The sequence below is a fragment of the Rathayibacter sp. AY1C5 genome (assembly GCF_002931705.1).
In the GTDB taxonomy this organism is placed as follows: Bacteria; Actinomycetota; Actinomycetes; order Actinomycetales; family Microbacteriaceae; genus Rathayibacter.
The window spans coordinates 1-22,067 of sequence record NZ_PSWD01000035.1 but is presented as its reverse complement, the minus strand read 5'-3'; the positions used below and the strand labels follow the sequence as shown (position 1 = coordinate 22,067).

The following is a 22,067-nucleotide window of genomic DNA, read 5'->3' as shown; positions in this document are numbered from 1 at the left end:
TCTCCACCGGACCCCCCTCCGCCGGGCCCACGCCCCTCCCCGTGCCCGCTCGACCGCGGAGCTCGCGATACTGTGAGCCCTCTCACCCCGGACCTCCAAGGAGACGCACATGTCGGTCGGCCTGCTCGCGGTTGTCGATGACATCCTCACCGCCGCCCTGAAGGCGAGCGCCAAGACGGCGGGCGTCGTGATCGACGACGCGGCCGTCACCCCGCAGTACGTGCAGGGCCTCACGCCGGCGCGGGAGCTGCCGGTGGTCGGGCGGATCGCGCTGGGGAGCCTGTTCAACAAGTTCGTCATCATCATCCCGCTGGCGCTGCTGCTCTCGGCGTTCGCGCCGCAGGTGCTGCCGTACCTGCTGATCCTCGGCGGCGCGTTCCTCTGCTTCGAGGGGGCGGAGAAGGTGCTCGAGTGGTTCGGCGTCTCGCACGGCGGCCACGAGACGGAGGCGCGCGACGAGAAGAAGCTCGTCTTCGGCGCCATCCGCACCGACCTCATCCTGAGCACCGAGATCATGCTGATCGCGCTCGACGGCCTCGACCCCGACTTCGGGATCTGGCCCACGCTCGGCGCGCTCCTGGTGGTCGGGCTCGGGATGACCGTGCTCGTGTACGGCGCCGTCGCGCTGCTCGTGAAGATCGACGACGTGGGCCTGCGCCTGATGAAGAACGCGGCCCGCGGCGTGCGGCGCACCGGAGCGAGGATCGTCGCGTCGATGCCGGTGGTGTTCCGCGCGATCAGCATCATCGGGACGCTCGCCATGCTCTGGGTCGGCGGGCACCTCGTCGTCGCGAACCTCGCCGAGACGGTGTGGCACGGTCCCTACGACCTCGTGCACGTCGTCACCCACGCGGTCGAGGGCGCGGGCCCGGTCGTCGTGTGGCTGGCCGACACCTTCGTCTCGATGATCTTCGGCCTCGTGCTGGGTCTGGTCATCGCGGCCGTTGTGATGGGCGTCTCGCGCCTGCGCACCCGCGACGAGGCGGCCGCGGGGCACTGAGCGGGGTCTCGGTACTCCGCGTGCCGCGGCCGGTCGACCGGCATGGGGGTGCGCGGTCGCTCCACCGGCGCGGAGGTGTGCGGCCGCCCGACCGGCACGGATCCATGCCGATCGGGTAGCCCGCGCCGCGGTCGTATCGGGATCCCGCGACGCGCCGCCCCCGCAGCGCCGCTCTCGATGAACGACGGACCGCCCCCGTCCCCGGAGGGGCGGAGGCGGTCCGTGTCGGAGGGGGCGTCAGCAGCTGCGGGCCGCGTACGCTCCCGTCGCCACCGAGGTGACCTGCTCACCATCGACCGTGCCCGTCGCGGTGACGGTCGCCTGGCCGGCCGGCACCGAGGCCGCGCGCGTGGTGAACGCGGCGCTGCCGCTCGCGCCGGGCGCGACTCCGGTGACCTGCTTCGACCCGGAGGGCGTCGCGATGGTCATCGAGACCGGCACGCCGGACTGGTTCTTCGCCGCGACGGTGAGCGTCACCTTGCCGGCGATGCAGCGGGTGGTCGCCGTGACCGCGACCGCGAGGGCGACGGGCGCCTTCAGGGTCACCGTCACCGTCGTGGTCGAGGTGACGGAGCCGTCGGCCGCGCGGACCGCGATGGTCGCGACTCCGCCGTTCGCCGTCGTCGGCTGGGTGATGCGCACGGTGGCCGCCGAGTCGGTCGCCACTGCTCCGATCACCGGCATCGCCGTGCCCTCGACGGTGACCGCGTAGGAGGTGCGGGCCGGGTCGAACCCGGCGATGCCGGCTCCTCCGACGCGCAGGGCGCCCAGGGTGGCGACCGCGGCGGGCGAGGCGACCGACTCGTAGAGCTTGGTCTCGGCCACGATCAGGTGGGTGTTGTCGTAGGCGTTCATCACGACGCGGAAGGCCTTGGCCGTGACGGGCGCGAACGACGCGACCAGGGTCGGAGCCGTTCCACCGGCCGGCGACGCGAGGGCCACGGCCGACTCGTAGCCGGGGACCGCGGTCCAGGCCGTGCTGTCGGCGGCCTGGTACTGCAGCTGGTAGGTCTGCGCCCAGCTGGTGCCGCCGTCGGCGAGGAACTGCACCGACACCTTCTCGACCTGGTGCGTCGAGGGGAAGGTGTAGGTCAGCGAGCTCTGCGCGGCCTTGGTGCCGTTGGTCCAGTTCGACCAGCCCTTGTCGCCGTCGACGCCGTTGCGGGTGCGCTCCGGTCCGTAGCCCGACTCCGACGACGACGCGGTCGCGACGATGCCGGCGTCCGGGTTGAAGTTGCGGAGCGTGCCCGTGGTGACGAGCACCGTGAGCGTGGCGGGGAGCGTCGCGCCGTCGGCGGTCGCCGTTCCCGAGACCGTCACCTGCCCGGCCCGGGCGAGGGAGGCGGTGGTGAGCGGCGTCCAGTCCCAGACGACCGGCACCGGGAAGGTGCTGGCCGAGGCGCCCACGCGGGCGGGGACCGTCGTCGGGGCCGAGGCCTTCACTCCGGCGACCGAGGCGCCCGCGGCGGCCGTGACCGACACGGGGTCGGTCGCGGTCAGTCCGCCGACGTCGACGAGCGCGGTGACCGTGATCGTCTGGCCGTAGAGGTCGGTCGCGGTGCCGGGCACCTCGACGCGGCCGGTCGCGCCGTACGCCGAGTCGGCGGGGCGCTGCCAGGTGACGGCGAGCGGTGCGCCGGCTCCCCAGGAGTACTGCGGGGTGATGCTCGCGGGCAGGGTCGGAGCGACGCCCGCGGTGGTGCGGACGGCGATCGTCTGGCCGGCGGTCGGGGCGAGGTCGCGGAGGGACCACGACTGGTTCGCTCCGCCGTTGGAGGTGTAGACGCCGACCGACGCGTTGTCGGCGCTGGAGCCGCCGTTCACGTCGAGCGACTGGGCGATGGACTCGTTGACGAGCGAGAAGTTCACGCCGTCGGTGGTGTTGACGATCCAGCGGGTCGCGGCGGTCGTCTTCGCCGCGTCGACGGACAGCGAGCGCAGGTCGGTGCCGGCGGTCGTGGCTCCGAGCACGCGTCCGTCGCCGTTGACGAGGACGACGCGGCGGGTGGCCTCGCGCTCGCCGGCGGCGACCTCGCGGACCGTCCAGGTCTGCTTGGCGGCCGTGGCGGAGTCGGTGGCGAGGCCGGTGATCGTGGTCGCGGCGCCCGAGGGGTTGCCGGTCAGGGCCTTGCCGCTCTGGGTGCCGACCAGCTGGTAGCGGTGGCCGTCGCGCAGGGCGGGGGCGGAGTCGGCGACTCCCGAGACTCCGTCGATCGAGAAGCTCGTGACCGACTTGGCGGGCACGGTGATCGTGGCGGTGCGCGAGATGCGGTCGACGCTCACCGGCGTCTTGGCGACCAGGGCGTTGCTCGTGGGAGCGGCGGCCGAGGAGGCCTTCGTGGTGACGTACGGCGTGACCGTCGCGGTGTCGGCGATGGTGCCGAAGCGGGAGAGGTCGAGCACGACGGTCTTCTCGGTCGCGGTGCTGTTGGTGTGCACGACGGTCGCGCCCGAGCCGTCGCCGCGGACGGCGGCGGTGGAGGAGCTGTCGTTGGAGGGCATCAGGTGGTCGCCCTCGTGGATGAACTTGGTGAAGTTCCGGATGGTGTTGAACTTCGAGTTCGTCTCGACGCCGCAGACCGGAGCCTTGGTGGAGTCGCCACCGGCGTCGGCGACGCGGCGGACCGACTTCCAGACCTCGGTTCCGTTCTCCTGGTACGGCTTGCAGTCCAGGTCGATGTAGACGGAGCCCCAGTTGAGGTTCTCGCCCTTGGGCTTGGGCTGCTGCATGTTGTAGTAGTCCTCGACGGGCTGCCAGAGCACCCACGCCTTCGGCTCGAGCTCGCGCAGGTCGTCGTTGATGCGGCCGGCGATGCCGAGGCCGTTCTCCATGTTGGTGGGGTCGAAGCCGGTGACCCAGTTGCCCTCGATCTCGCTCATCCACAGGTCGGTGTCGGCCTGCTTCGCGAGGTCGCGGACCTTGAGGCGGCCCGAGGTGCCGTAGGTGTGGACGTTCATCCGGTCGACCTCGGCGCGGATCGCGGCGGAGTAGGCGGCCCAGTTCGTGGCGAAGATGTCGGGGTTGGTCTCGTCCATCGCGGCGAGGCCGGCGTCGGTGGTCGAAGCGTCCAGCGCGGCGGTGACGTCGGGGATCAGACCCGCCTGGCGCATCGGGCCGACGTGCATGCCCTCCTGGCGTCCGCCGGTCGGGACGCCGTTGGAGAGCTGCGTGCCCCAGTAGTTCGTGTTCGGCTCGTTGAAGGGGTCGAGCGTGTCGAACTCGATGCCGTACTCGTCCTCCATGTGCTCGGTGACCTTCACGAGGTACTTCGCGAACTGCTCCTCGGCGGCGGGCTTCAGCTGCTCGCTGTTCGCGTCGAAGCCGCCCGAGACGTAGCCGCTCTCGGTCATGAAGTACGGGGCGGAGTTGGAGAACGCCTCCCAGTGCGAGATCTGCTTCTCCTCGGCCAGCCTCTCGACCCACCAGCGCTGCGTCTCGTCGGCGGTCCAGTCGTAGGAGGCGGGGTCGTCCGCGTTCCACTTGGCCAGGAGCGCGTCGCGGTCGGCGAGCTTCGTGGAGGTGCCGCCGTAGGTCGACGCGTCGCCGGCCGGGTTCGGCTTCCACCAGCCCTCGACGGCGCCGCCCGGGCGGAGGTAGTCCTTCACGTCGGAGGCGTTGCCGCCGCCGATGTTGTAGCGGGCGATGTTGAGGTCGAGGCCGCTGTCGCCGAAGACCTTCTGGTAGAGGTCCTCGCGGAGGGCCTCGGGATAATCGCCGGTCGCGTTCGCGAACCAGACGAGGCTGGTGCCCCAGCCCTCGAACGCCTCACCGGCGGCGGCGGGGTTCGGCGTGATGCGGAACGCGTCCGCGGCCTGAGCGGGGGCCGCTGCGGCGGGGATCGCCAGCAGTGCTCCTGTGGCCAGGGCGGCGCTCGTGGCGAGCGCGGCGACCCTTCTGAAGGACATCGACATTGATGCGGTCTCTCTTTCGCCATCGAAATGCGGGCATGTTCACGTGAACGCGCCCTGACGGCCGACTGTACATGTTCACGTCAACAATCGGAAGGTGCTCAGGGGCGCGCGGGGCCCGCGTCGGCGAGAAGCCAGGAGTCGTCGCAGTCGGCGCCGAGTGCGACGAGTCCTGGAGGGTCGTGGGCATGCGGAGGCGTGCGGGTGTGTAAGCCACCCCCGCGCTCAGACGCGATGCGTCGTCTCCGGGAAGGCCTCGGGCTCGCACTGGATGGTCGCGTGGTCGATGCCGTGGCGCTCGCGGAGCACGGCGAGCACCCGCGAGAGCGCGGTGCGGTAGTCGGCGTCGGGGGCGACGACCACGTGGCCGGTGGCGCTCTCCATGCCCGAGGTGATCGTCCACACGTGCAGGTCGTGCAGCGCGAGCACGCCGGGGACGGCGCAGACGTCGCGCTCGAGCGCTGCGAGGTCGACGTGCGCGGGCGCCGACTCCATCAGGATCCCCAGCGCCTGCCGCGTCAGCGACCAGGTGCGGGGAAGGATCAGCAGCCCGATCAGCACGCCGACGATCGGATCCGCCCACGCCCAGCCGGTGGTGAGCAGCACGATCGCCGCGACGATCACGCCGATCGAGCCGAGCGCGTCGCCGAGCACCTCGAGGGAGGCTCCGCGGAGGGTGATGCTCTCCTTCGCCCCGGCGGACAGCAGGCGCAGGCTCACGAGGTTGACCGCCAGGCCCACGACGGAGGTGATCAGGAGGGGGCCGCCGGGCACCGCGGGCGGCTCGGCGAAGCGGCGGACGGCCTCGACGATCACGAACGCGGCGACAGCGAACAGCAGCAGGCCGTTGGCGAGGGCGGCCAGCACTTCGAGGCGGTAGGAGCCGTAGGTGCGGCCCTTCGCGGCGGGGCGGGCGGCGAGCGAGATCGCGGCGATCGACATTCCGAGGGCCAGCACGTCGGTGCCCATGTGCGCGGCGTCCGAGAGCAGCGCGAGCGAGCCCGTCGCGACTCCGACCGCGAACTCGACGACCATGAACGCCGCGGTCAGCACGAAGGCGGCCACGAGCGGACGCCGGTGCCGTGCGGCGGCGGAGCCGGCCGGAACGCCGTGAGAGTGGCCCATCGGCTCCTCCGATCCCTGTTCGTATAAACAGTCTTGCATGCGTCCGGAGGCGAGCGCGAGGGCCCTCAGCCGACCAGCGCGTCCAGCGCCTCGCCGAGGTAGGGCGCCAGGGTCCGGGCATAGGACTCGGTGAGGTGCCCGAGGTCGCGGTACACCTTCACTCCGCCGATCACGAGGGGGCAGCCGCGGTCGTCGCAGAACCAGCGGGTGAGGTCGACGGCGGCGGCGCCCGGCCAGTCCTCGGCGGCGGCGGCCATCAGCTCGCGGTCGGCGAAGGCCTCGTCGAGCGGCACGCTGCAGTCGGCCGCGGAGCCCGGCTCCTCGGCGCAGGCCAGCAGGGAGAGCGAGGGCAGCACCGGATTGTCGCGGATCGCGACCACCGTGGATCCGCGGGCGATCAGCGGCGCCCACGACTCGTGGAACCCGTCGATGCCGGCCTGCTCGTCGGGGGTGCCGGACGCGTCGACGAACACGGACTTCTTCGCGGAGTAGGCGGTGACGACGAGCGCGTACGGCTCCTGGCCCGCGAGCTCCTCCTGCAGCTTCCCGTTCCAGACGTCGCAGGAGCGGCGGGAGGAGGCGGAGTCGTCGCGCCGCTCCGCGGTCGAGAAGACGCAGCCCGTCTTGTAGTAGGTGTGCAGGTCCCAGCCGCGCTCCTCCGCGACGCCGCGCAGCGCCGGGAAGAACGACGCCGCGTGCGAGTTGCCGATGAGCAGCACGCGGAGGCCGGCGGGATCGCCGAAGCGGCACTCCTTGAGCGCGGTGCCGGAGTTGCCCGTGCTGCACTCGTCGGTGTTCAGTGCGGAGCCGTCCTCCGAGGCGTCGACGGCGGGCAGGCTCGTGGTCCAGGAGTCGGGGCAGGCGTTCGCGAGCGCCGCGGCTCCGACGCAGCCCTCGGTCGAGACGGGGAGGGCGTGCGCGCGGGTGAGGTCGGCGGCGATCGCGGCGTTCGTTCCGGTGAGGCCCGTCGCTCCGACCAGGGCGGCGACGGCCAGCAGGGCCGCCGGGGCGAGCGCGCGGAGGCGGTGCGGGCGCTCGGCGGGGGCGCGGCGGTGGAGGGGGTCCTCGAGGAAGCGCTTCGAGGCGGCGGCCAGGAGGATCGCGGCGGCGATGACGCCCACGCCCGCCGGAGCGGTCGGGTCCTCGCCGCTGCTCTCGCGCCAGAAGACCAGGAGCGGCCAGTGCCAGAGGTAGATCCCGTAGCTCAGGCCGCCCAGCCACACGAGCGGGCGCAGGGCCAGCAGCCGGCCGACGCCGCGCTCCGGGGCGGGGCCGGTCCCGGCGACGAGCACGAGCACCGCCGAGAGGGTCGGCCAGAGCGCGGCGGCGCCCGGGAACGCGCTCGAGACCTGGAGCACGAACCCGCAGGAGACGACTCCGATCAGCCCCAACCACCCGGCGACCGTCCGCAGGGCCGCCGGGATCGCCAGTCCCGGGAGCACGAGGGCCGCGAGCGAGCCGAGCCCGAACTCCCACGAGCGGGCGAGGGTGCTGTAGTACGCGGTCGGCTGGTCGATCCCGACCAGCACGACGGAGAACGCGAACGAGAGGACGGTGAGCGCCGCGACGAGCGCCAGCAGGAACCGCGGCAGCTGCGCGCGTCGCCGCAGCAGCACGGCGGCGAGGGTCGCGACGAGCACCAGGGCGAGCCAGATCAGGTAGAACTGCCCCTGCACCGACATCGCCCAGAAGTTCTGCACCGGCGAGTGGAAGTCGTCCTGCGCGAGGTAGTCCACTCCGGCCCGCGCGAGCGCGACGTTCTCGACGTAGAAGGTCGAGGCGAGCACCTCGGTGAAGGTCTGCAGCAGCTGCGAGGGGCGCAGGAGGAGCGGAGCGAGCGCCGCGACGACGACCAGCACCACCGCGGCCGCCGGGAAGAGCCGCGAGGCGAGCCTCCGGAGGAAGGCGATCGGACGCACGCGCCCGAACCGGCGGATCTGGCCGAGGAGGGTGAGGGTGGCGAGGAACCCGGCGATCACGAAGAAGACGTCGACGCCTCCGGAGACGCGGCCCAGCCAGATGTGGAAAGTAGCGACCAGGAGGGACGCGACGGCGCGCAGTCCCTCGATCTCGGGCCGGTAGCCGGACGCGTCGGCCTTGCGCACCAGCGCGGACCGGCCGGAGGCGGCGGTGCGGGCGGAGTGGCGGGGCAACGGGTTCCTTCCGTGACGGTCGGCGGGCGGTGGGGCGGGAGCCGTCGATCGTCGGTGTTCAGGATCGCGCTCTCCCGCCCTCAGGGGAACCGTGTCCGGGGTGCTGTCCACCTGGTTGGGGGCTGCGGAGGCGAGGTGCGCGACAGGTGTCCGCTTACTCGGCTGTTCCGGGCCTTCTGGGTGACATGAGAACTCGGAGGTCGCCGTCCGTGCGCGCGCGACCACGGCGACTTCTGCGGAGTCGCCGGCGGGCCGGGCCGAGGGCGGCCGAGGGCTCGGTGGCGCGGATCGACTGGCGCGAATGGATGGGGCAGGTGAGGTAAGGCTATGCTTACCCGGGCTCCGCGCCGAGACGCGGGTGCCGCCCGCCGACGGACCGGGCCGACGAGCCCTGCCGGCGAACCGGGCCCATGAACCGGGCCTATGAACCGGGCGGACGACCGACGCCCACGAACCACGGGAGATCCATGTCCACGCACCGACGGCGCCCCGCCGCCCTCGCCCTCGCCGCCCTGACCCTGCTCGCCCTCACCGGCTGCGGCGCCTCCGAGCAGATCGAGCCCGAGAGCACGGCCGCCGCGGGGGAGGGCACGACTTCGTACCCGCTCATGCTGGACGACTGCGGCACCGCGACCACCGTCACCGCCCCTCCGCAGCGGGTCGTCTCCCTCGACCAGAACTCGACCGAGATCCTGCTGTCCCTCGGCCTCGAGGACCGGATGGTCGGCACCGCCTCCTGGACCGACCCCGTGCTCGAGACCCTCGCCTCCGCGAACGAGAGCGTGCCGCGCCTGGCCGACAACGCGCCCACCTACGAGGTGCTGCTCGGCGCCGACCCCGACTTCGTCACCGCCTCCTTCGGCCGCCACTACGCGCCCGAGGGCGTCGCCTCGCGCGACCGCCTCGCCGAGACGGGGATCGGCTCCTACCTCGCCCCCTCCGACTGCGACAACGGGGCGAGCGTCAACGGCGGGAGCGGCACGCGCACCGTCCCGCTGACCGTCGACGTCCTCTACCAGGAGATCCACGAGCTGGCCGAGGTCTTCGACGTGCAGCAGCGCGGCGACGCCCTGGTCGCGCAACTGCAGGAGCGCGCCGCCGCCGCCACCGAGGGGGTCGACCTCGGCGGCCGGAGCGTCGCCTTCTGGTTCGCCGACACCAAGACGCCCTACATGGCCGGCGGCTACAACTTCGCCTCGATGCTCGGCACCACGACCGGCATGACCAACGTCTTCGCCGACCGCACGGAGGACTGGCCCGCCGTGGGCTGGGAGAGCGTCGTCGCGGCCGACCCGGACGTCCTGGTCCTCGGCGACCTGCAGCGCGACCGCTTCCCCGGCGACCGCCTCGACGACAAGACCGCGTTCCTCCGCTCCGACCCGCTGACCAGCAGCCTGCCCGCGGTGCAGGACGGCCGCTTCATCGCGCTCCACGGCGCCGAGATGAACCCGTCGATCCGCTTCGTCGACGGGCTCGAGAAGATCCGCGCCTGGTGGGACGAGAACGGGGCCTCGCTCTGAGCACGCACACGAGCACGGGCGCGGTCCTCGTCCGCCGGGTGCCGCGGGGCCTTGCCGCCGCCGCGCTGGTCGTCGGCGGGCTGCTAGCGCTGGCGCTCTCGGTCGGCGTCGCGGTGACGCTCGGCCCGGCCGACGTCTCGCTCGTGAACGTCCGCGACATCCTCCTCAACCACCTCGGGCTCGCCTCCGTCCCGGTGCGTGCGGCCGAGGACGCGATCGTCTGGCAGGAGCGCCTCCCGCGCGCACTCGTGGCCGCGGCTTGCGGGGCGGGGCTCGGCGTGTGCGGAGTGATCCTGCAGTCGCTGCTGCGGAATCCGCTCGCCGACCCGTTCGTGCTGGGCGTCTCCTCCGGAGCCTCCACGGGCGCGGTGCTCGTCGGCGTGCTCGGGGTCGGCGGAGGAGTGGTCGGGCTCTCCGGAGGCGCCTTCGTCGGCGCGCTGGTCGCCTTCGGCTTCGTGCTGCTGCTCACGCGGTTCTCGGCGGGCGGCACCTCGGGCGTGATCCTGGCGGGGGTGGCGAGCACGCAGCTGTTCTCGGCGCTGACCTCGCTGATCGTGTTCGCGCTCGCCGACTCGGACGAGACGCGCGGCGTGATGTTCTGGCTGCTCGGCTCCCTCGAGGGCATGCGCTGGGACGACGTGGCGCTGAGCGGAGGAGTCGTGCTGCTCGGCTCCGTGGTCTGCCTCGCCGCGGCGCGCACGCTCGACGCGTTCGCTTTCGGGGAGGACGTGGCCGCGTCGCTCGGCGTGCACGTGGGCCGCACCCGCCTCCTCCTGCTGGTGGTGACGGCCCTGCTGACGGCGACCCTGGTGAGCATCGCCGGCGCGATCGGCTTCGTGGGGCTGGTGCTGCCGCACGCCGCGCGACTCGTGTTCGGCCAGCGGCACTCGCGGGTGATCCCCGCGACGATCCTGCTCGGCGCGGTGTTCCTGGCGTGGGTCGACGCCGGATCGCGGGTGGCGTTCGCGCCGACTCCGCTGCCGGTGGGGGTCGGCACGGCACTCGTCGGCGTGCCGGTGTTCATGCTGCTGCTCCTGCGGCGGAGGGGCCGCTCGTGACGCTCGAGGCCGACCGGGTCTCGTGGCGCCGGGGCGGCCGTCTGGTGGTCGACGGGGTCTCGCTCCGCCCCGCTCCCGGCTCGACAGTGGGACTGCTCGGGCCCAACGGCTCGGGCAAGTCGTCGCTGCTGCGGCTGCTGCAGGGCACCGCGGCTCCGGACGCCGGCGTCGTCACCCTCGACGGCGCGCCGCTCCGCTCGCTCCGCCGCCGCGAGGTCGCCCGGGCCGTGGCCACGGTGACGCAGCAGGCCGAGACGGAGGCGGACCTCCCTGTCCGCGACGTCGTCCGGCTGGGGCGGACACCGCACCGCTCCCTTCTGGGCGGAGACACGGCCGAGGACCTGCGCGCGATCGAGCGCGCCCTCGAGCAGGTGGGTCTCGAGGCGAAGGCCGACCGCCTCTGGCACACCCTCTCGGGCGGCGAGCGGCAGCGCGCGCACATCGCCCGGGCGCTGGCGCAGGAGCCGCGCGAGCTGCTGCTGGACGAGCCGACCAACCACCTCGACATCCGCCATCAGCTGGAGCTGCTGGCCCTGGTGCGGGCGCTGCCGGTGACCACGGTCGTCGCGCTGCACGACCTCAACCTCGCGGCCCTGTTCTGCGACGCGCTGCTGGTGCTGCGCGAGGGGCGCGTGGTCGCGGGCGGCACCCCGGAGGAGGTGCTCACTCCGGCGCTGATCGCGGACGTCTACGGGGTGCGCGCCCGCGTGATCGTCGACGCCGGACGGCCGCACGTGCTGTTCGACTCCTGATTCCGCTGCCGCATCCTGACCCCACTGCCAGACGATCGTCGATCAGTCAACGGTCTCGTCCACTTCCAGCAGCGCGTTCTACCGTCGGTGAACCGGCTTCGAGACCTCACAGGAGAGGTCCCCCTCGCGCTGGGCGAGGTGCTCTCCTGACGGAGGGCGATGGACGTGCCGGTGACGACGAGGGGAGTCGAGAGATGTCCAGAGACGACGTGGCACCGGGGCGGTTCGCGCGGTTCGTGAAGTGGGTCAACAAGGCCGACGGCTGGGAGCCGCAGTACCTGCGCGGGCGGGTCGTGGCCAAGAAGGACGGCGAGTGGATCGTCGCGGTCGACGGCGAGGAGCGCCGGATCGTGAAGAAGGAGTGGAGCGTCTACCGCTGACCCTCGGGGAGGACTCGTGATGCTGCCCGACCGGCGCACTCCCGAGATCAGAGAGGCGCGTCCCGGAGTCTTCGTGCTCGAGCTGCGCCGCACCCGCCGTTGGCCCGCCGAGGAGCTGGGCGTCCTGATCCGCACGGGCACGACCTGGACGGTGCTGGGCCCCGAGGGCGTGCTCTCCGACGTGCCGAGCTTCCACGACGCCGTGGCGGCCCTGCGCGAGTAGCGAGGCATCACCGAGGTGCCCGCGGCCCCGCTGAGTCGCCCGAGACGGTCGCCCTCTCCGGCGTGTCGACGGCCGTCCCGGGCACCTCAGCGCGGAAGGGGACGGCGCGGCGGTGGTGCTGCCGAGGCGTGGGCCCGCCGCGCCTACAGCTGGCGGCCCGGCCGCTGCAGGCCCACGACGGTGACGGTGAGGGTCGCGGAGGTGCTCTGCGCGGCGGACGGCGCGGACTCCGAGAGGCGCACGGTCAGGCGGAGGTGGTCGGTCGCTCCGACGGAGAGGGCGGGGGAGCCGGGCAGGTCGAGGCGGGAGGCGGCGGGGCGGTCGGCCGACACGGTGGTGACGGTGCCGGGGCAGGTGGCGGCGTCGGCCGACCAGGACTGCGAGCAGCGCTCGATCGCGAGCTGCAGGCCGTCCGAGAGGTCGGTGCCGGTGGCCGTCTGCAGCTGGAGGGCAGACATCGGCAGGGTCCCGGCGTTCGTCAGGTCGAGGAGGCGCCGGGCCGTGCCGCCGGGGACGAGTCCCGCGACGGGGACCGGCACGGTCGTCGCTCCGGTGCCGGTGAACGTCGCGATGACGGTGCCGGAGGCGACCCGCGCGCTCACGGAGCCCCGGTCCAGGAGCACGGCGGTGGCGGTGGCGGCGGCGCCGAGGACGAGCGCGCCGGCGACGAGTCCCGCCAGGCCGGCGCGGGAGACCACGCGGCGGCGGACCTCGGGGGAGTGGCGCGGGGCTCCACGGTCGCGGGAGGACGGCCGGGCGCTGTGCCGCCCGTGCTCAGCGGGCGGACGCAGGGGCTCCGGGGGCGGCGTGCCGTCCGACGAGCGGTGCGCGCCGCTCATGGGGCGACCTCCGCGGGGCGGCGCCAGATGGCGATCAGGAGCGCGCCCACGATGACCGCGCCGCCCGCGGCGAAGAGCGCGAACCGCGCCTCCGGGTGGGCGAGGCCGATGCTCGGCCAGCCCAGCAGCGGCACCACCGAGCTCTCGCGCCAGATCCGCTCGTCCGCGATCGTCACGATCCACGGGTCGGCCGACTCGTTGTTGTCGCCCTTGGTGGTGAGCGCCAGCTGGCCGGGCTCGCGGCCGCGGAGGGCCGCAGCCTCCTCCTCGGAGTAGACGAGGGTGATGCGGTGGATGACGCGGCGGCCCGGATCGTCCGGGTCGGTGAAGACGATCACGTCGCCGGCGCGGATCGCGGCCTGGTCGACGGGCAGGGTGACGGCGAGGGAGCCGACGGGCATCCCGGGCGCCATCGAGTTCGACAGCACCGGCACGAGCCGCACGAGACCGAGCGCGGAGAGGACGAAGACGGCGATGCCGGCGACGGCCACGATCGTGACCAGTCCGCCGAGGAGAGCGCGGAGGGCCTTCACGCCTGCTCCCTCCGGTGACGACGGCGCGCAACCGCGGCGAGCAGGGCGCCCGAGCCGAGGGCGAGCATCCCGCCCAGGAGCGCAGCGCCCAGGTCGCGGCCGGTGACGGCCAGCCCGCCGCCCGCCGCTCCGGGGAAGGAGCCGGGGCCGGGCGTCGCGGAGGGATCCTCCTCCGTCGTGCCCACGAGCACCCGCAGCGACGCCGCCGCGAGCTCGGTCCCGTTGCCGGCCGACTCCGGGAACAGGACGCGGACGCGCACCCCCACGGTGGCCCCGCGCTCGAGCGGACGGACACCGACGAGCCGTCCGAGCATCGCCGCGGGCCCGGATCCGAGCGGCATCGCGTCCTCCGGGCAGAGGTAGCGCTCGACCGTGCGCTCCCCGTCGACGACCTCGGCGACGGTGAACGCCGCGTCGCAGAGCTCGACGGACAGCTGGAGGCCGTCGCGCGGGTCCTGCGCCAGCGTGCCTCCGTCGACCGCGAAGGCCACGGAGACCCCCTGCGGCGACAGGCCGGTGCTGGTCACCTCGACCGCCCACTCGGCGCGGTCGCCCGGAGCGAGGTCGGTGAGGGATCCGGGTGCCGAGAGCTCGCGCACGTCGAGCACGCCGACGGGCTCGGCGCTCGCCGCGGGCGCGAGGAGCGCCGCCGCGAGGACGGCGACGAGCGCACGGGCGTGGGGCATGGGGACGACTCCGGGGAAAGGGGGATGCCTCCGCCCCGCGCCGGTGGCGGCCGGGCAGGGCGGAGGCGGTGGCGGACGGTCTACTTCTGGATGCCGGCGCGCTGGATCGCGGCGGCGGTGAAGGTGACCGTGGCGGAGGCGTTCTCGTACGCGTTGTCGGCCGCCGTCGGCAGGACGAGCTCGATCAGCGTGTTCAGCGTCACATCACCGGCGTCCGAGGGGAAGGTCCCGGTCGTGGTGGGAGTGATGCCGAAGTTCGCCGGGGTGAAGTCGACCGCGCCGGCCTGGCCGCCGATGGACGACAGCTTGCCGGATCCGGTGACCGTGGTGGTCCCGCTGCAGGAGTACGGGCCCGCCGGAGTCGTGGTGGGGGCGGTCGTCCAGGCGGTGGAGCAGGTCAGCAGGCGGTAGTCGAGGCCGTTCGGGCCGGAGACGAGAGACTGGCCGACACGGTTCTGGTCGGTGGTGTCGGATCCCACGACGTCGTTGGTGACGGCCTGCGAGAAGCGCACCGACGAGACGAGGTCGCCGTCGTTGGTGGCGTTCGGCAGGACGATCGTCACCGGGCGCTGGATGGTGTCTCCGGGCGCGATGTCCGTCACGATGAAGGTGCCGTCGAGGTTGATGTCGAGCTGTCCGGCGTCCGCGGTGACGCTGGCGGTCCCGGAGTCGGTGAACACGGCGAAGGCGCCGGCGCCGGCGAGGGCTCCCGCGGCGAGGAGGACGCCGCCGGTGAGGGCGATCTTCTTCCAGGGGCTGCGACGGGTGGGTGCTGTGGTGGTCATGGCGACCGTTCCTTTCTGGTGGGTGGTGCCCGGTGCGGGCGTGGTCTCCCTCACGAGGACACGTGCAGGACGAGAGGGGTGTCGGCGGGGAGGCATCAGCAGCCTCCGGCGGTGGTGACGGCCGGCTGGGCGACGGCGGTCGAGGCGGCGGACGCGACTCCGAGCCAGCGCTGCAGGTCCGGGCGGACCCGCCACTGGTAGCTGCGGCCCTCACCGACCCGGTCGTCGGTGAAGCTCGTCGCGGAGGCGGCGGGTGCCGCGATCACGGTCCAGGGGCCGGGCGTCGTCCCCGCGAGGCGGCGCTCGAGGGTCCAGCCGGTCGCTCCAGCGGCGGCCGACCAGCTCACGAGGGTGCTCGGCCGACCGGCCGTGCAGCTCGCGACAGGCGTGGCGACCACGGAGGACCTGGTCCAGGCGCCGAGCCCGACCGCTCCGCTCGTCGTGCCGGTGCCGGAGAAGCCGCGCCGGACGAGGGGAGCGGGATCGACCCACACCGTGATCGTGCCACCAGCCGTGAGCGCGCCGTCCGTGACCGTGTACGCGATCGTCGCGCTCCCGGTCCAGCCGTCGGCCGCGGGCGTGTAGGTGCACGTGGATCCGGAGCAGGAGAAGGTGCCGCGCAGCCCGGCCGGGACGCTCGTGCCGGCCAGGGCGAGGGTCGCGCCCGCGTCCTCGTCGGTGTCGTTCGCGAGCGGAGCGACGGCGACGGCGGGGCCGCCGGTGGTCGCGACCACGCGGTCGGGCCGGGCGACCGGCGCGCGGTTCAGCGCGGTGACGGTGACCGTGACCCGCACGTTCCAGGTGCCGTACTGGCCCGAGAGCGAGTAGTCGAAGACGTCGGTGCCGACGTAGGCGGCGATCGGGCGGTAGGTGCACTGGCCGCGGGTCGCTCCGCTCGCGGCGCAGGAGACGGACCCCTGCACGGGAGTGGCGGGGGCGGGGGTCGCCGCGCCTCCGATCGCCCTCGGGGTCGCCGAGAGCTGCGCGCGCGAGAAGGTCGCGCCGGTCGCGGCGGGCCCGTCGTTCGCGAGCACGTCGATCACGACCGATCCGCCCTGCACGACCGTCGCGGCGTCGGCCGCCGGATCGGGGATCACCGAGATGCTCACCGAGGCCGTGCGGGTGAACGCCACGCCGGTCGGGCCGGTCGCCGTCGCCGTGGCGGTGTTGGCGATCGTGCCGGCGGTGACGTCGGCGGCGGTGGTCGTGTAGGCGGCGGTCGCGGTGACGACCTGGCCGGGCAGCAGTCGTCCGGAAGTGCCCGGCCAGGAGTAGGTGAGAGCGGAGAGCCCGCTCTTGGGGTCGCTGATCGCGACCGCGGTGAGGGTGGTGGTGCCGGTGTTGGTCGCGCGGAAGGTGTAGGTCACCACGGTGCCGGCGGCGCTGATGAAGGCGGGGTTCGCGGTCTTGGTGAGCGCGAGGTCGTTCGTGCGGGTGATCGTGTCCGTCCGCGAGGCGGTGGCCGTGACGGCGGCGCCCGTCGGAGGGGTGCCGGTCGCGGTGGCGGTGTTGAGGACCTGGCCCGCGTCGACGTCGGCCTGCGTGAGCGTGTACGACGCGGTCGCGGTGACCGACTGGCCGATCTCGAGGCGCCCGGCGGTCCCCGGCCAGGAGTAGGCGAGCGCGGAGAGCCCGCTCTTGGGGTCGGTGACCGCGACGGCGCTCAGCCCGGTGTTGCCGGTGTTGGTGGCGGAGAAGCTGTAGGAGACGGTCGAGCCCACGGCGGCCCCGGTCGGGATCGTGCCGTTCTTCGTCAGCGAGATCGAGGGCGCGTAGCGGATCGGCGTGGTGGCCGTGGAGGTCGCGGTGACCGTCACGGGCGTGGCGGCCAGGGTGCGGCCGGAGACGGTCGCCGTGTTGACGAGCGACGTGTTCTTGTCGATGTCGGTCTGCAGCACCGTGTACGGCGCCGACGTGAAGGTGGCGCTCGCTCCGGGGGCGAGCTGCGTCGAGGCGGGCGTGATGCCGGTGACCTTCGGGTCGGCGACGGCGACCGTCTGCAGTGTGACGTTGCCGGAGTTGAGGGCGAGGAAGGAGTAGCGGATCTGCTCTCCGGCGTCGGCCTGGGCGTTGCCGTTCGTGTCGGTGAGCAGGGCGGTCTTGGTGAGGGTCAGAGCGGGAGCCGGGGTGGCGATGGGGGCGGTGACGGTGGCGGTCCTGCTCGTGACGGGGGTCGTTGTCACGGCGTTCGAGATCGTCTCCGTCTTCGTCGCTGCAGCGGTCGCTGTGTTGACGAACGAGCCGGCCACCGCTTCGGCGGCCGTGACCGTATGGGATCCCGTGCAGATGGTGGAGGCGAGCGGGAGCAGGGTCGTCGTCGGACAGGAGATGCTCGCGGCCTTCGGGTCCGTGACGACGATCCCGGTGAGCGTGCCCCGGATGGACCCGTTCGTGACGACGAACTGGTAGGGGATGACGGATCCCTCGGCGTAGGCGACGGGCTGCGTGGTGGTGCGGTCGATCTGCTTGACCAGAGTGATGTCGTCGAGAGTGTTGATGGACGAGACGGAGACGTTGCGGACGAGGTGGGTGTCGTTCGATCCACCGGTGGACGCCGTGAAGCCGAGCTTGTAGGTCGAGGGCGCTGCGGTCGGCATCGTGAACTGCATCAGCTGATCGAGCTGCCCGGCGGGCAGACCCGCTGTCCCTCCCCAGTAGACCGTGACGACGGGAGTGGCGGCAGCCGAGACCATGATCCGTATCGTGCGCCCGTAGGACGCGGGCGGAGCGCCCGTCGATGTCGTGGCCGTCGTGCGGACCGACGTCAGCAGGGGAGGCGAGGCCGACTGGAGGAAGCAGTATCCGCTCTTGGCCTGCCCGGGTCCGCGCGCCACGATCTTGTTCGCCGTGAGGAGCGCCGACCCGGAGTTCGAGGGGCAGTCGGAGCCGAGGCCGAGGGTAGGCGCGGCGGGGGGCCTGGCCGAGAAGTTCCCGAAGGCGTCGATTCCGATCCCGAGGTAGCCGCCGTTCACCCCGTCGACGGTCGCCGACTGGCCGTAGCCGAGCGATCCGCCCGGAGCTCCCGCCGCGGTGAGGGACCTCGAGCCGTCGGTGAGGAAGAAGCCGATGCCGTCGGCCCCGGTCAGCGAGCTTCCGTACTGGTACTGGTCGAACTGGACGTCGATGCCGCCCGCGGCAGGAATGGGCCGGTTGAAGACCGCGCCGCCCTTGGCGTCGTTGCGGGCATCGGTGAGCTGGAGGAAGCCTGGACTCGTCGCGGCGACGGGGGCTTGAGTCCGGTTGGCGCAGACGCCGAGGTTCGAGGACCCGGCCGGGGGTGCGGTCGTCGCCCGGGTGATGCAGCCCCCGTCGAGCGCCTGCCAGGCCGAGTCCGCGACGCTGGTGCCGCCGAAGCCCTCCTGGAGCAGGACCGTGGCCGCCGCAGCTCTCGTCGCCGGCAGAACCACGAGGACGGCGGCGAGCAGGAGCAGCACCAGGCCGAGGGCGATCGAGCGGTCGTGGCTCGGTCGGGCATGCGCGTTCGACACGGATCGACCTCCCCCCGGGGCGCCTCGCCGGGCCTTCCGGATGGAGCGGGATCACGATAGGTCGCGGCTCGGAGGCGCCCTGTCCCCCTGAGACGGGACGTGGGCGGCGGACGACGGGCCCTCGATCCGGTCGGCACTCAGAGGGGGGAGAGCAGGCGCTGAACCAGCGATCAGGTCGTGCTCAGATAACGAGACTCATCCGGGGGTCTCCCGCGAGAGTGTTGACGTGCGCATGGCCCTCGCGCCGGGCGCACGGCGGCCTGGATCCGTGCCGGCCCCGTGCCGCCCCGGAGTTCCGCCACCGACACGATGCAGTTCCGCTCCCGTGGCGGGCATCTCCAGAGCAGTGGCGCGAGATAGCGCTCTCACCAGGACCTTCTCCGGATCGCTCCGCCGCTGAACGCCAGGTGGGAGCGCCGCCGCGGGTGTCCCTGAAGCGGGTCTGGTGGTCGCGCGGCGGACGCGGGAGGATGCACTCGCGCCTGCCCGTCCGCACGGTCCCCCGAAGGACCGCACCGCGCCCCCTCCACGGTGGTCCGATCCGGACCGCAGCACCCCCCTCACACCTTCCGGTCAGGCTCCGCCGACCGAGCAGCCCTCTCCACGTCGGGATCCCATGTCCTCTCCTGCGCGCCACAGCCGCCGTCTCGTCCTCACCGGAGCCGCCCTCGGCGTCGGATCCGCCTTCGCCTACGCGATGACCGCGTCCGCGGCGCCCGACTACAGCGTGATCCCGCCGCTGCCCAACGAGCTCGGGCGCAGCGACACGGCGATCTCGCGCGTGGGGAAGAAGCCGTATCAGATCATCGACGTGATGATCGGCACCGACCGCGCGCGGCTCTTCGTCCCGCACACCGCGGTCCCCTCGCAGCGGATCGGCCGGGTCGTCTACTGGTACTACCACGCCAACGGGAGCACCTACGCGGCCCTGTCCGGCGCCTACCAGTACAGCGCCGACCAGGCCGTCGACAAGGGCGTCATCTCGATCTGCCCCAACTACGGCGGCAGCATCTACACGAACAAGCGGGCCGTCGCCATGCAGGTGGACGCGGTCGCCTGGTTCCAGAAGACGTGGCGAATCGGCGCGAGCTTCCTCCGCTCGAACTCCGGCGGCGGAGCGCTGCTCTGCTGGGCGTACGGCAACAAGCTGGTCCCCGAGATCCGCGGCGCGTACCACGCGGCCGGCGTCTACGACATGGCCGACATGGCCCGCCGCGATCCGGGGCGCGTACTGCCGGACTACGACAACGACCCCTCGACGATCCCGGCGACCGACCCCGCGCTGCTGCCGCAGGCCTCGTGGGCGGGGGCGCGGATCCGCACGACCGGCTCGACGGAGGACGTCCTCGTCCCGATCGCCGTGCACGGAGGGGCGTGGGTCGCGCTCGCGAAGCCCGTCGCGAAGGAGGCGGTGGTCCTCTACACGCCGACCGAGGGCGCTCCGAACGGCCACAACGTGCCGAGCCTGACGAACAAGGACATGCTCGACACGTTCGACCGCTGGCTCGCGGAGCAGCCGGTCGTTCCGCTGCCCGACGAGCCCGCCTCGTCGATCCCCGGCGAGGGCACGTACCAGAACTCCTCGCCGCTCATCACGACGGCGGGCACCTGGAGCACGATCTCCTCCTCCGCCGACAGCGGTGGGAGCATCAGCTACTCCAGCTCGGCCGGAGCGTCCGCGAGCTTCCGCTTCTCGGGCACGGGCGTCAGCTGGGTGAGCCGGATGACGGCGACCTCCGGCATCAACGAGGTGCTGCTCGACGGCGTCCTTGTCGCCACCGTCGACCGCTACAGCCCCACGACCCGCTCGGGTCAGACGGTCTGGACGAGCGGGCCGATCGCCGCCGGCACCCACACGGTCACGATCCGCCGCGGGACGACGCGCAACCCGGCGTCCACCGGATCCACGCTGATCCTCGACGCCTTCGTCGTGACCGCGGGGACCGTCTCCACGTCGACGCCCACCCCCACCGCGACGGCGTCTCCGACCAGCACGCCGACGCCCACCGACACGCCGACTCCGACCGAGACCCCGACGGCCACGTCCACGCCCACCCCGACCTCGACGCTGCCGGCGGCGGGGACGTACCAGAACGGAGCCGCCGTCATCGCGACGGTCGGCACCTGGGCGACGCTCTCGAGCACCGCCGACAGCGGCGGCAGCATCTCGTACTCCAGCACCTCCACGGCCTCGGCGACCCTCCGCTTCCGGGGCACGAAGGTCAGCTGGGTGAGCCGGATCACCCCGACCTCGGGCATCAACGAGGTCCTGATCGACGGCGTGCTCGTCGCCTCCGTCGACCGCTACAGCGCCACGAACCGCTCGGCCCGCACCGTGTTCACCAGCAGCACCCTCAGTGCCGGCGAGCACACCATCACCATCCGCCGCGGCAGCAAGCGCAACGCCGCCTCCACGGGCAACTCGCTGATCCTGGACGCCTTCGTCGTCGTGTGAGCCGCTCGGGCACCCGAGCCGCCCGCGTGATTCCGGACAGAGGACGCGGGCGGGCTCGGGTGGTCGGGTGTCCGGGGGCTCGTGGAGGGGGCCCTTGTCGCTGAGGCGCTCGCTCGGCGCCCACTGCGTCGAGTCGCCCGGGGATGCAGCTCTTAGCGTTCTCGGAACCGTCTCGGGCACCTCAGCGGGCCTCGCGCGAGGCGGCCCGTGCGAGCATGCGGGGATGAGAACGCTGATCCTCGGAGGCACGGGCTGGCTCGGCGGGCACCTCGCGGCGGAGGCGCTGCGGCGCGGCCACGACGTGACCTGCCTCGCGCGGGGGACGGCCGTGCCCGCGGGGGTGTCTCTCGTCCGGGCCGACCGCGACCGCGAGGACGCTCTCGACGCCGTGGCTGCGGCACCGTGGGACGCGGTGATCGACGTCTCCTCGACCCCGCGGCACGTCCGCCGATCCGTCCGCGACCTGCGCTGCAGCGCCTACGTCCTCGTCTCGACCACGAGCGTCTACGCCGAGAACGCGGTCGTCGGCGCGGACGAGGACGCCGAGCTGCTCCCTCCCTCCGACGACCCCGCCTCGTACGGCGCCGCGAAGGCCGCCTGCGAGCAGACCGTGCTTGCCGGATCCGCGCCGTCCCTGATCGCGCGCGCCGGGCTGATCGGCGGCCCCGGCGACCCCACGAGCCGCTCCTCCTACTGGCCCTGGCGCTTCAGCGCGCGGTCCGGGCCCGTGCTGGTGCCGGATGCGCCCGGACTGCCGACGTCCGTGGTCGACGTGCGGGACCTCGCCGCCTGGCTGGTGGCGTCCGCCGAGGCGCGGGTGGAGGGCGTGATGAACGTCTGCGGGACCCCCGTGCCGTTCGCCGAGCACCTGGCCGTGGCGCGCGGCGGGTCGTCCGCCGAGCCGGTCGCCGTGCCGGAGGAGTGGCTGCTCGAGCGCGGCGTCGGCCAGTGGGCGGGCCCCGACTCGCTCCCGCTGTGGATCGCGGACCCGGACTGGCGCGGCATGAACACCCGCTCGACGGCACGGGCCGAGGCCGCGGGCTTCGAGCGCCGCGAGCTCGCCGAGACGCTGCAGGACGCGGCGGCCGCGCACATGCCGGGACGCGGAGCCGGGCTGGGGGAGGAGCGGGAGCGAGTCGGGGCCCGCCCACTGGCCGACGC

Annotated in this window: 16 protein-coding genes; 8 read left to right on the top strand and 8 right to left on the bottom strand. The window is 73.1% G+C overall.

Going from position 1 to position 22,067, the window contains the following annotated elements; all coding sequences use genetic code 11:
• Positions 1-109: 109 nt before the first annotated feature.
• Complete coding sequence (locus C5C57_RS16055) at positions 110-1,000, top strand: DUF808 domain-containing protein (protein WP_104223404.1); 891 nt, start codon at positions 110-112, stop codon at positions 998-1,000.
• A 237-nt stretch (positions 1,001-1,237) separates the two neighbouring features.
• On the opposite strand, the gene C5C57_RS16050 is transcribed toward C5C57_RS16055, so the two are convergent.
• From C5C57_RS16050 to C5C57_RS16040, 3 genes are all read right to left on the bottom strand, one after another.
• Positions 1,238-4,906: a glycoside hydrolase gene (locus C5C57_RS16050; protein ID WP_181069240.1), complete on the bottom strand. Its 3,669-nt coding sequence runs from the start codon at positions 4,904-4,906 to the stop codon at positions 1,238-1,240.
• Positions 4,907-5,134: 228 nt separating this feature from the next.
• Positions 5,135-6,034 (bottom strand): cation diffusion facilitator family transporter, encoded by a 900-nt coding sequence (locus tag C5C57_RS16045; protein ID WP_104297858.1) that lies wholly within the window; start codon positions 6,032-6,034, stop codon positions 5,135-5,137.
• Positions 6,035-6,099: 65 nt separating this feature from the next.
• Complete coding sequence (locus tag C5C57_RS16040; RefSeq protein ID WP_146082450.1) at positions 6,100-8,187, bottom strand: acyltransferase family protein; 2,088 nt, start codon at positions 8,185-8,187, stop codon at positions 6,100-6,102.
• 467 nt (positions 8,188-8,654) lie between these two features.
• Here C5C57_RS16040 and C5C57_RS16035 point away from each other — a divergent pair, with 467 nt between their 5' ends.
• The 5 genes from C5C57_RS16035 (at position 8,655) to C5C57_RS16015 (ending at position 12,120) form a co-directional block, all read left to right on the top strand.
• Positions 8,655-9,707 carry an ABC transporter substrate-binding protein gene (locus C5C57_RS16035; RefSeq protein WP_104297856.1) on the top strand — a complete coding sequence of 351 codons (1,053 nt, stop codon included), beginning with the start codon at positions 8,655-8,657 and terminating at the stop codon, positions 9,705-9,707.
• Positions 9,680-10,765 carry an iron ABC transporter permease gene (locus tag C5C57_RS16030; protein WP_104297855.1) on the top strand — a complete coding sequence of 362 codons (1,086 nt, stop codon included), beginning with the start codon at positions 9,680-9,682 and terminating at the stop codon, positions 10,763-10,765. The genes C5C57_RS16035 and C5C57_RS16030 overlap by 28 nt, the downstream gene beginning before the upstream one ends.
• The gene (locus C5C57_RS16025) at positions 10,762-11,517 is read left to right on the top strand and encodes an ABC transporter ATP-binding protein (RefSeq protein WP_104297854.1); all 756 of its coding nucleotides are present in this window, start codon (positions 10,762-10,764) and stop codon (positions 11,515-11,517) included. Before C5C57_RS16030 ends, C5C57_RS16025 begins: the two co-directional genes overlap by 4 nt.
• A gap of 194 nt (positions 11,518-11,711) precedes the next feature.
• Positions 11,712-11,897, top strand: coding sequence for a hypothetical protein (locus C5C57_RS16020; protein WP_104223398.1), 186 nt, complete (start codon positions 11,712-11,714; stop codon positions 11,895-11,897).
• Positions 11,898-11,916: 19 nt separating this feature from the next.
• Positions 11,917-12,120 carry a hypothetical protein gene (locus C5C57_RS16015; protein WP_104223397.1) on the top strand — a complete coding sequence of 68 codons (204 nt, stop codon included), beginning with the start codon at positions 11,917-11,919 and terminating at the stop codon, positions 12,118-12,120.
• Positions 12,121-12,263: 143 nt separating this feature from the next.
• Here the strand turns inward: C5C57_RS16015 and C5C57_RS16010 are convergent, their stop codons facing one another.
• From C5C57_RS16010 to C5C57_RS15990, 5 genes are all read right to left on the bottom strand, one after another.
• Entirely contained in the window at positions 12,264-12,959 is a 696-nt protein-coding gene (locus C5C57_RS16010) for a peptidase (protein ID WP_104248042.1), read from the bottom strand.
• Positions 12,956-13,492, bottom strand: coding sequence for a signal peptidase I (locus tag C5C57_RS16005; RefSeq protein WP_104297853.1), 537 nt, complete (start codon positions 13,490-13,492; stop codon positions 12,956-12,958). Before C5C57_RS16005 ends, C5C57_RS16010 begins: the two co-directional genes overlap by 4 nt.
• Positions 13,489-14,178, bottom strand: a complete 690-nt coding sequence (locus tag C5C57_RS16000) for a hypothetical protein (RefSeq protein WP_104297852.1) — start codon at positions 14,176-14,178, stop codon at positions 13,489-13,491. The genes C5C57_RS16005 and C5C57_RS16000 overlap by 4 nt, the downstream gene beginning before the upstream one ends.
• Before the next feature lie 80 nt (positions 14,179-14,258).
• Positions 14,259-14,963 (bottom strand): TasA family protein, encoded by a 705-nt coding sequence (locus C5C57_RS15995; protein WP_104226366.1) that lies wholly within the window; start codon positions 14,961-14,963, stop codon positions 14,259-14,261.
• A gap of 95 nt (positions 14,964-15,058) precedes the next feature.
• Positions 15,059-18,451, bottom strand: a complete 3,393-nt coding sequence (locus C5C57_RS15990; RefSeq protein ID WP_104297851.1) for an Ig-like domain-containing protein — start codon at positions 18,449-18,451, stop codon at positions 15,059-15,061.
• Positions 18,452-19,067: 616 nt separating this feature from the next.
• Between C5C57_RS15990 and C5C57_RS18225 the strand changes: the two genes are divergently transcribed.
• Positions 19,068-20,906, top strand: a complete 1,839-nt coding sequence (locus C5C57_RS18225; RefSeq protein WP_181027253.1) for a hypothetical protein — start codon at positions 19,068-19,070, stop codon at positions 20,904-20,906.
• A gap of 223 nt (positions 20,907-21,129) precedes the next feature.
• A partial coding sequence (locus tag C5C57_RS15980) for an NAD-dependent epimerase/dehydratase family protein (protein WP_104297850.1) occupies positions 21,130-22,067 on the top strand: 938 nt, incomplete at its 3' end.

Bases quoted from the DNA above. Each gene is read 5' to 3' on its own strand.
- C5C57_RS16050 (WP_181069240.1), bottom strand. From the start codon at position 4,906: ATGTCCTTCAGAAGGGTCGCCGCGCTCGCCACGAGCGCCGCCCTGGCC.
- C5C57_RS15995 (WP_104226366.1), bottom strand. From the start codon at position 14,963: ATGACCACCACAGCACCCACCCGTCGCAGCCCCTGGAAGAAGATCGCC.
- C5C57_RS16020 (WP_104223398.1), top strand. From the start codon at position 11,712: ATGTCCAGAGACGACGTGGCACCGGGGCGGTTCGCGCGGTTCGTGAAG.
- C5C57_RS16045 (WP_104297858.1), bottom strand. From the start codon at position 6,034: ATGGGCCACTCTCACGGCGTTCCGGCCGGCTCCGCCGCCGCACGGCAC.
- C5C57_RS16010 (WP_104248042.1), bottom strand. From the start codon at position 12,959: ATGAGCGGCGCGCACCGCTCGTCGGACGGCACGCCGCCCCCGGAGCCC.
- C5C57_RS16015 (WP_104223397.1), top strand. From the start codon at position 11,917: ATGCTGCCCGACCGGCGCACTCCCGAGATCAGAGAGGCGCGTCCCGGA.
- C5C57_RS16000 (WP_104297852.1), bottom strand. From the start codon at position 14,178: ATGCCCCACGCCCGTGCGCTCGTCGCCGTCCTCGCGGCGGCGCTCCTC.
- C5C57_RS16055 (WP_104223404.1), top strand. From the start codon at position 110: ATGTCGGTCGGCCTGCTCGCGGTTGTCGATGACATCCTCACCGCCGCC.
- C5C57_RS18225 (WP_181027253.1), top strand. From the start codon at position 19,068: ATGTCCTCTCCTGCGCGCCACAGCCGCCGTCTCGTCCTCACCGGAGCC.
- C5C57_RS16035 (WP_104297856.1), top strand. From the start codon at position 8,655: ATGTCCACGCACCGACGGCGCCCCGCCGCCCTCGCCCTCGCCGCCCTG.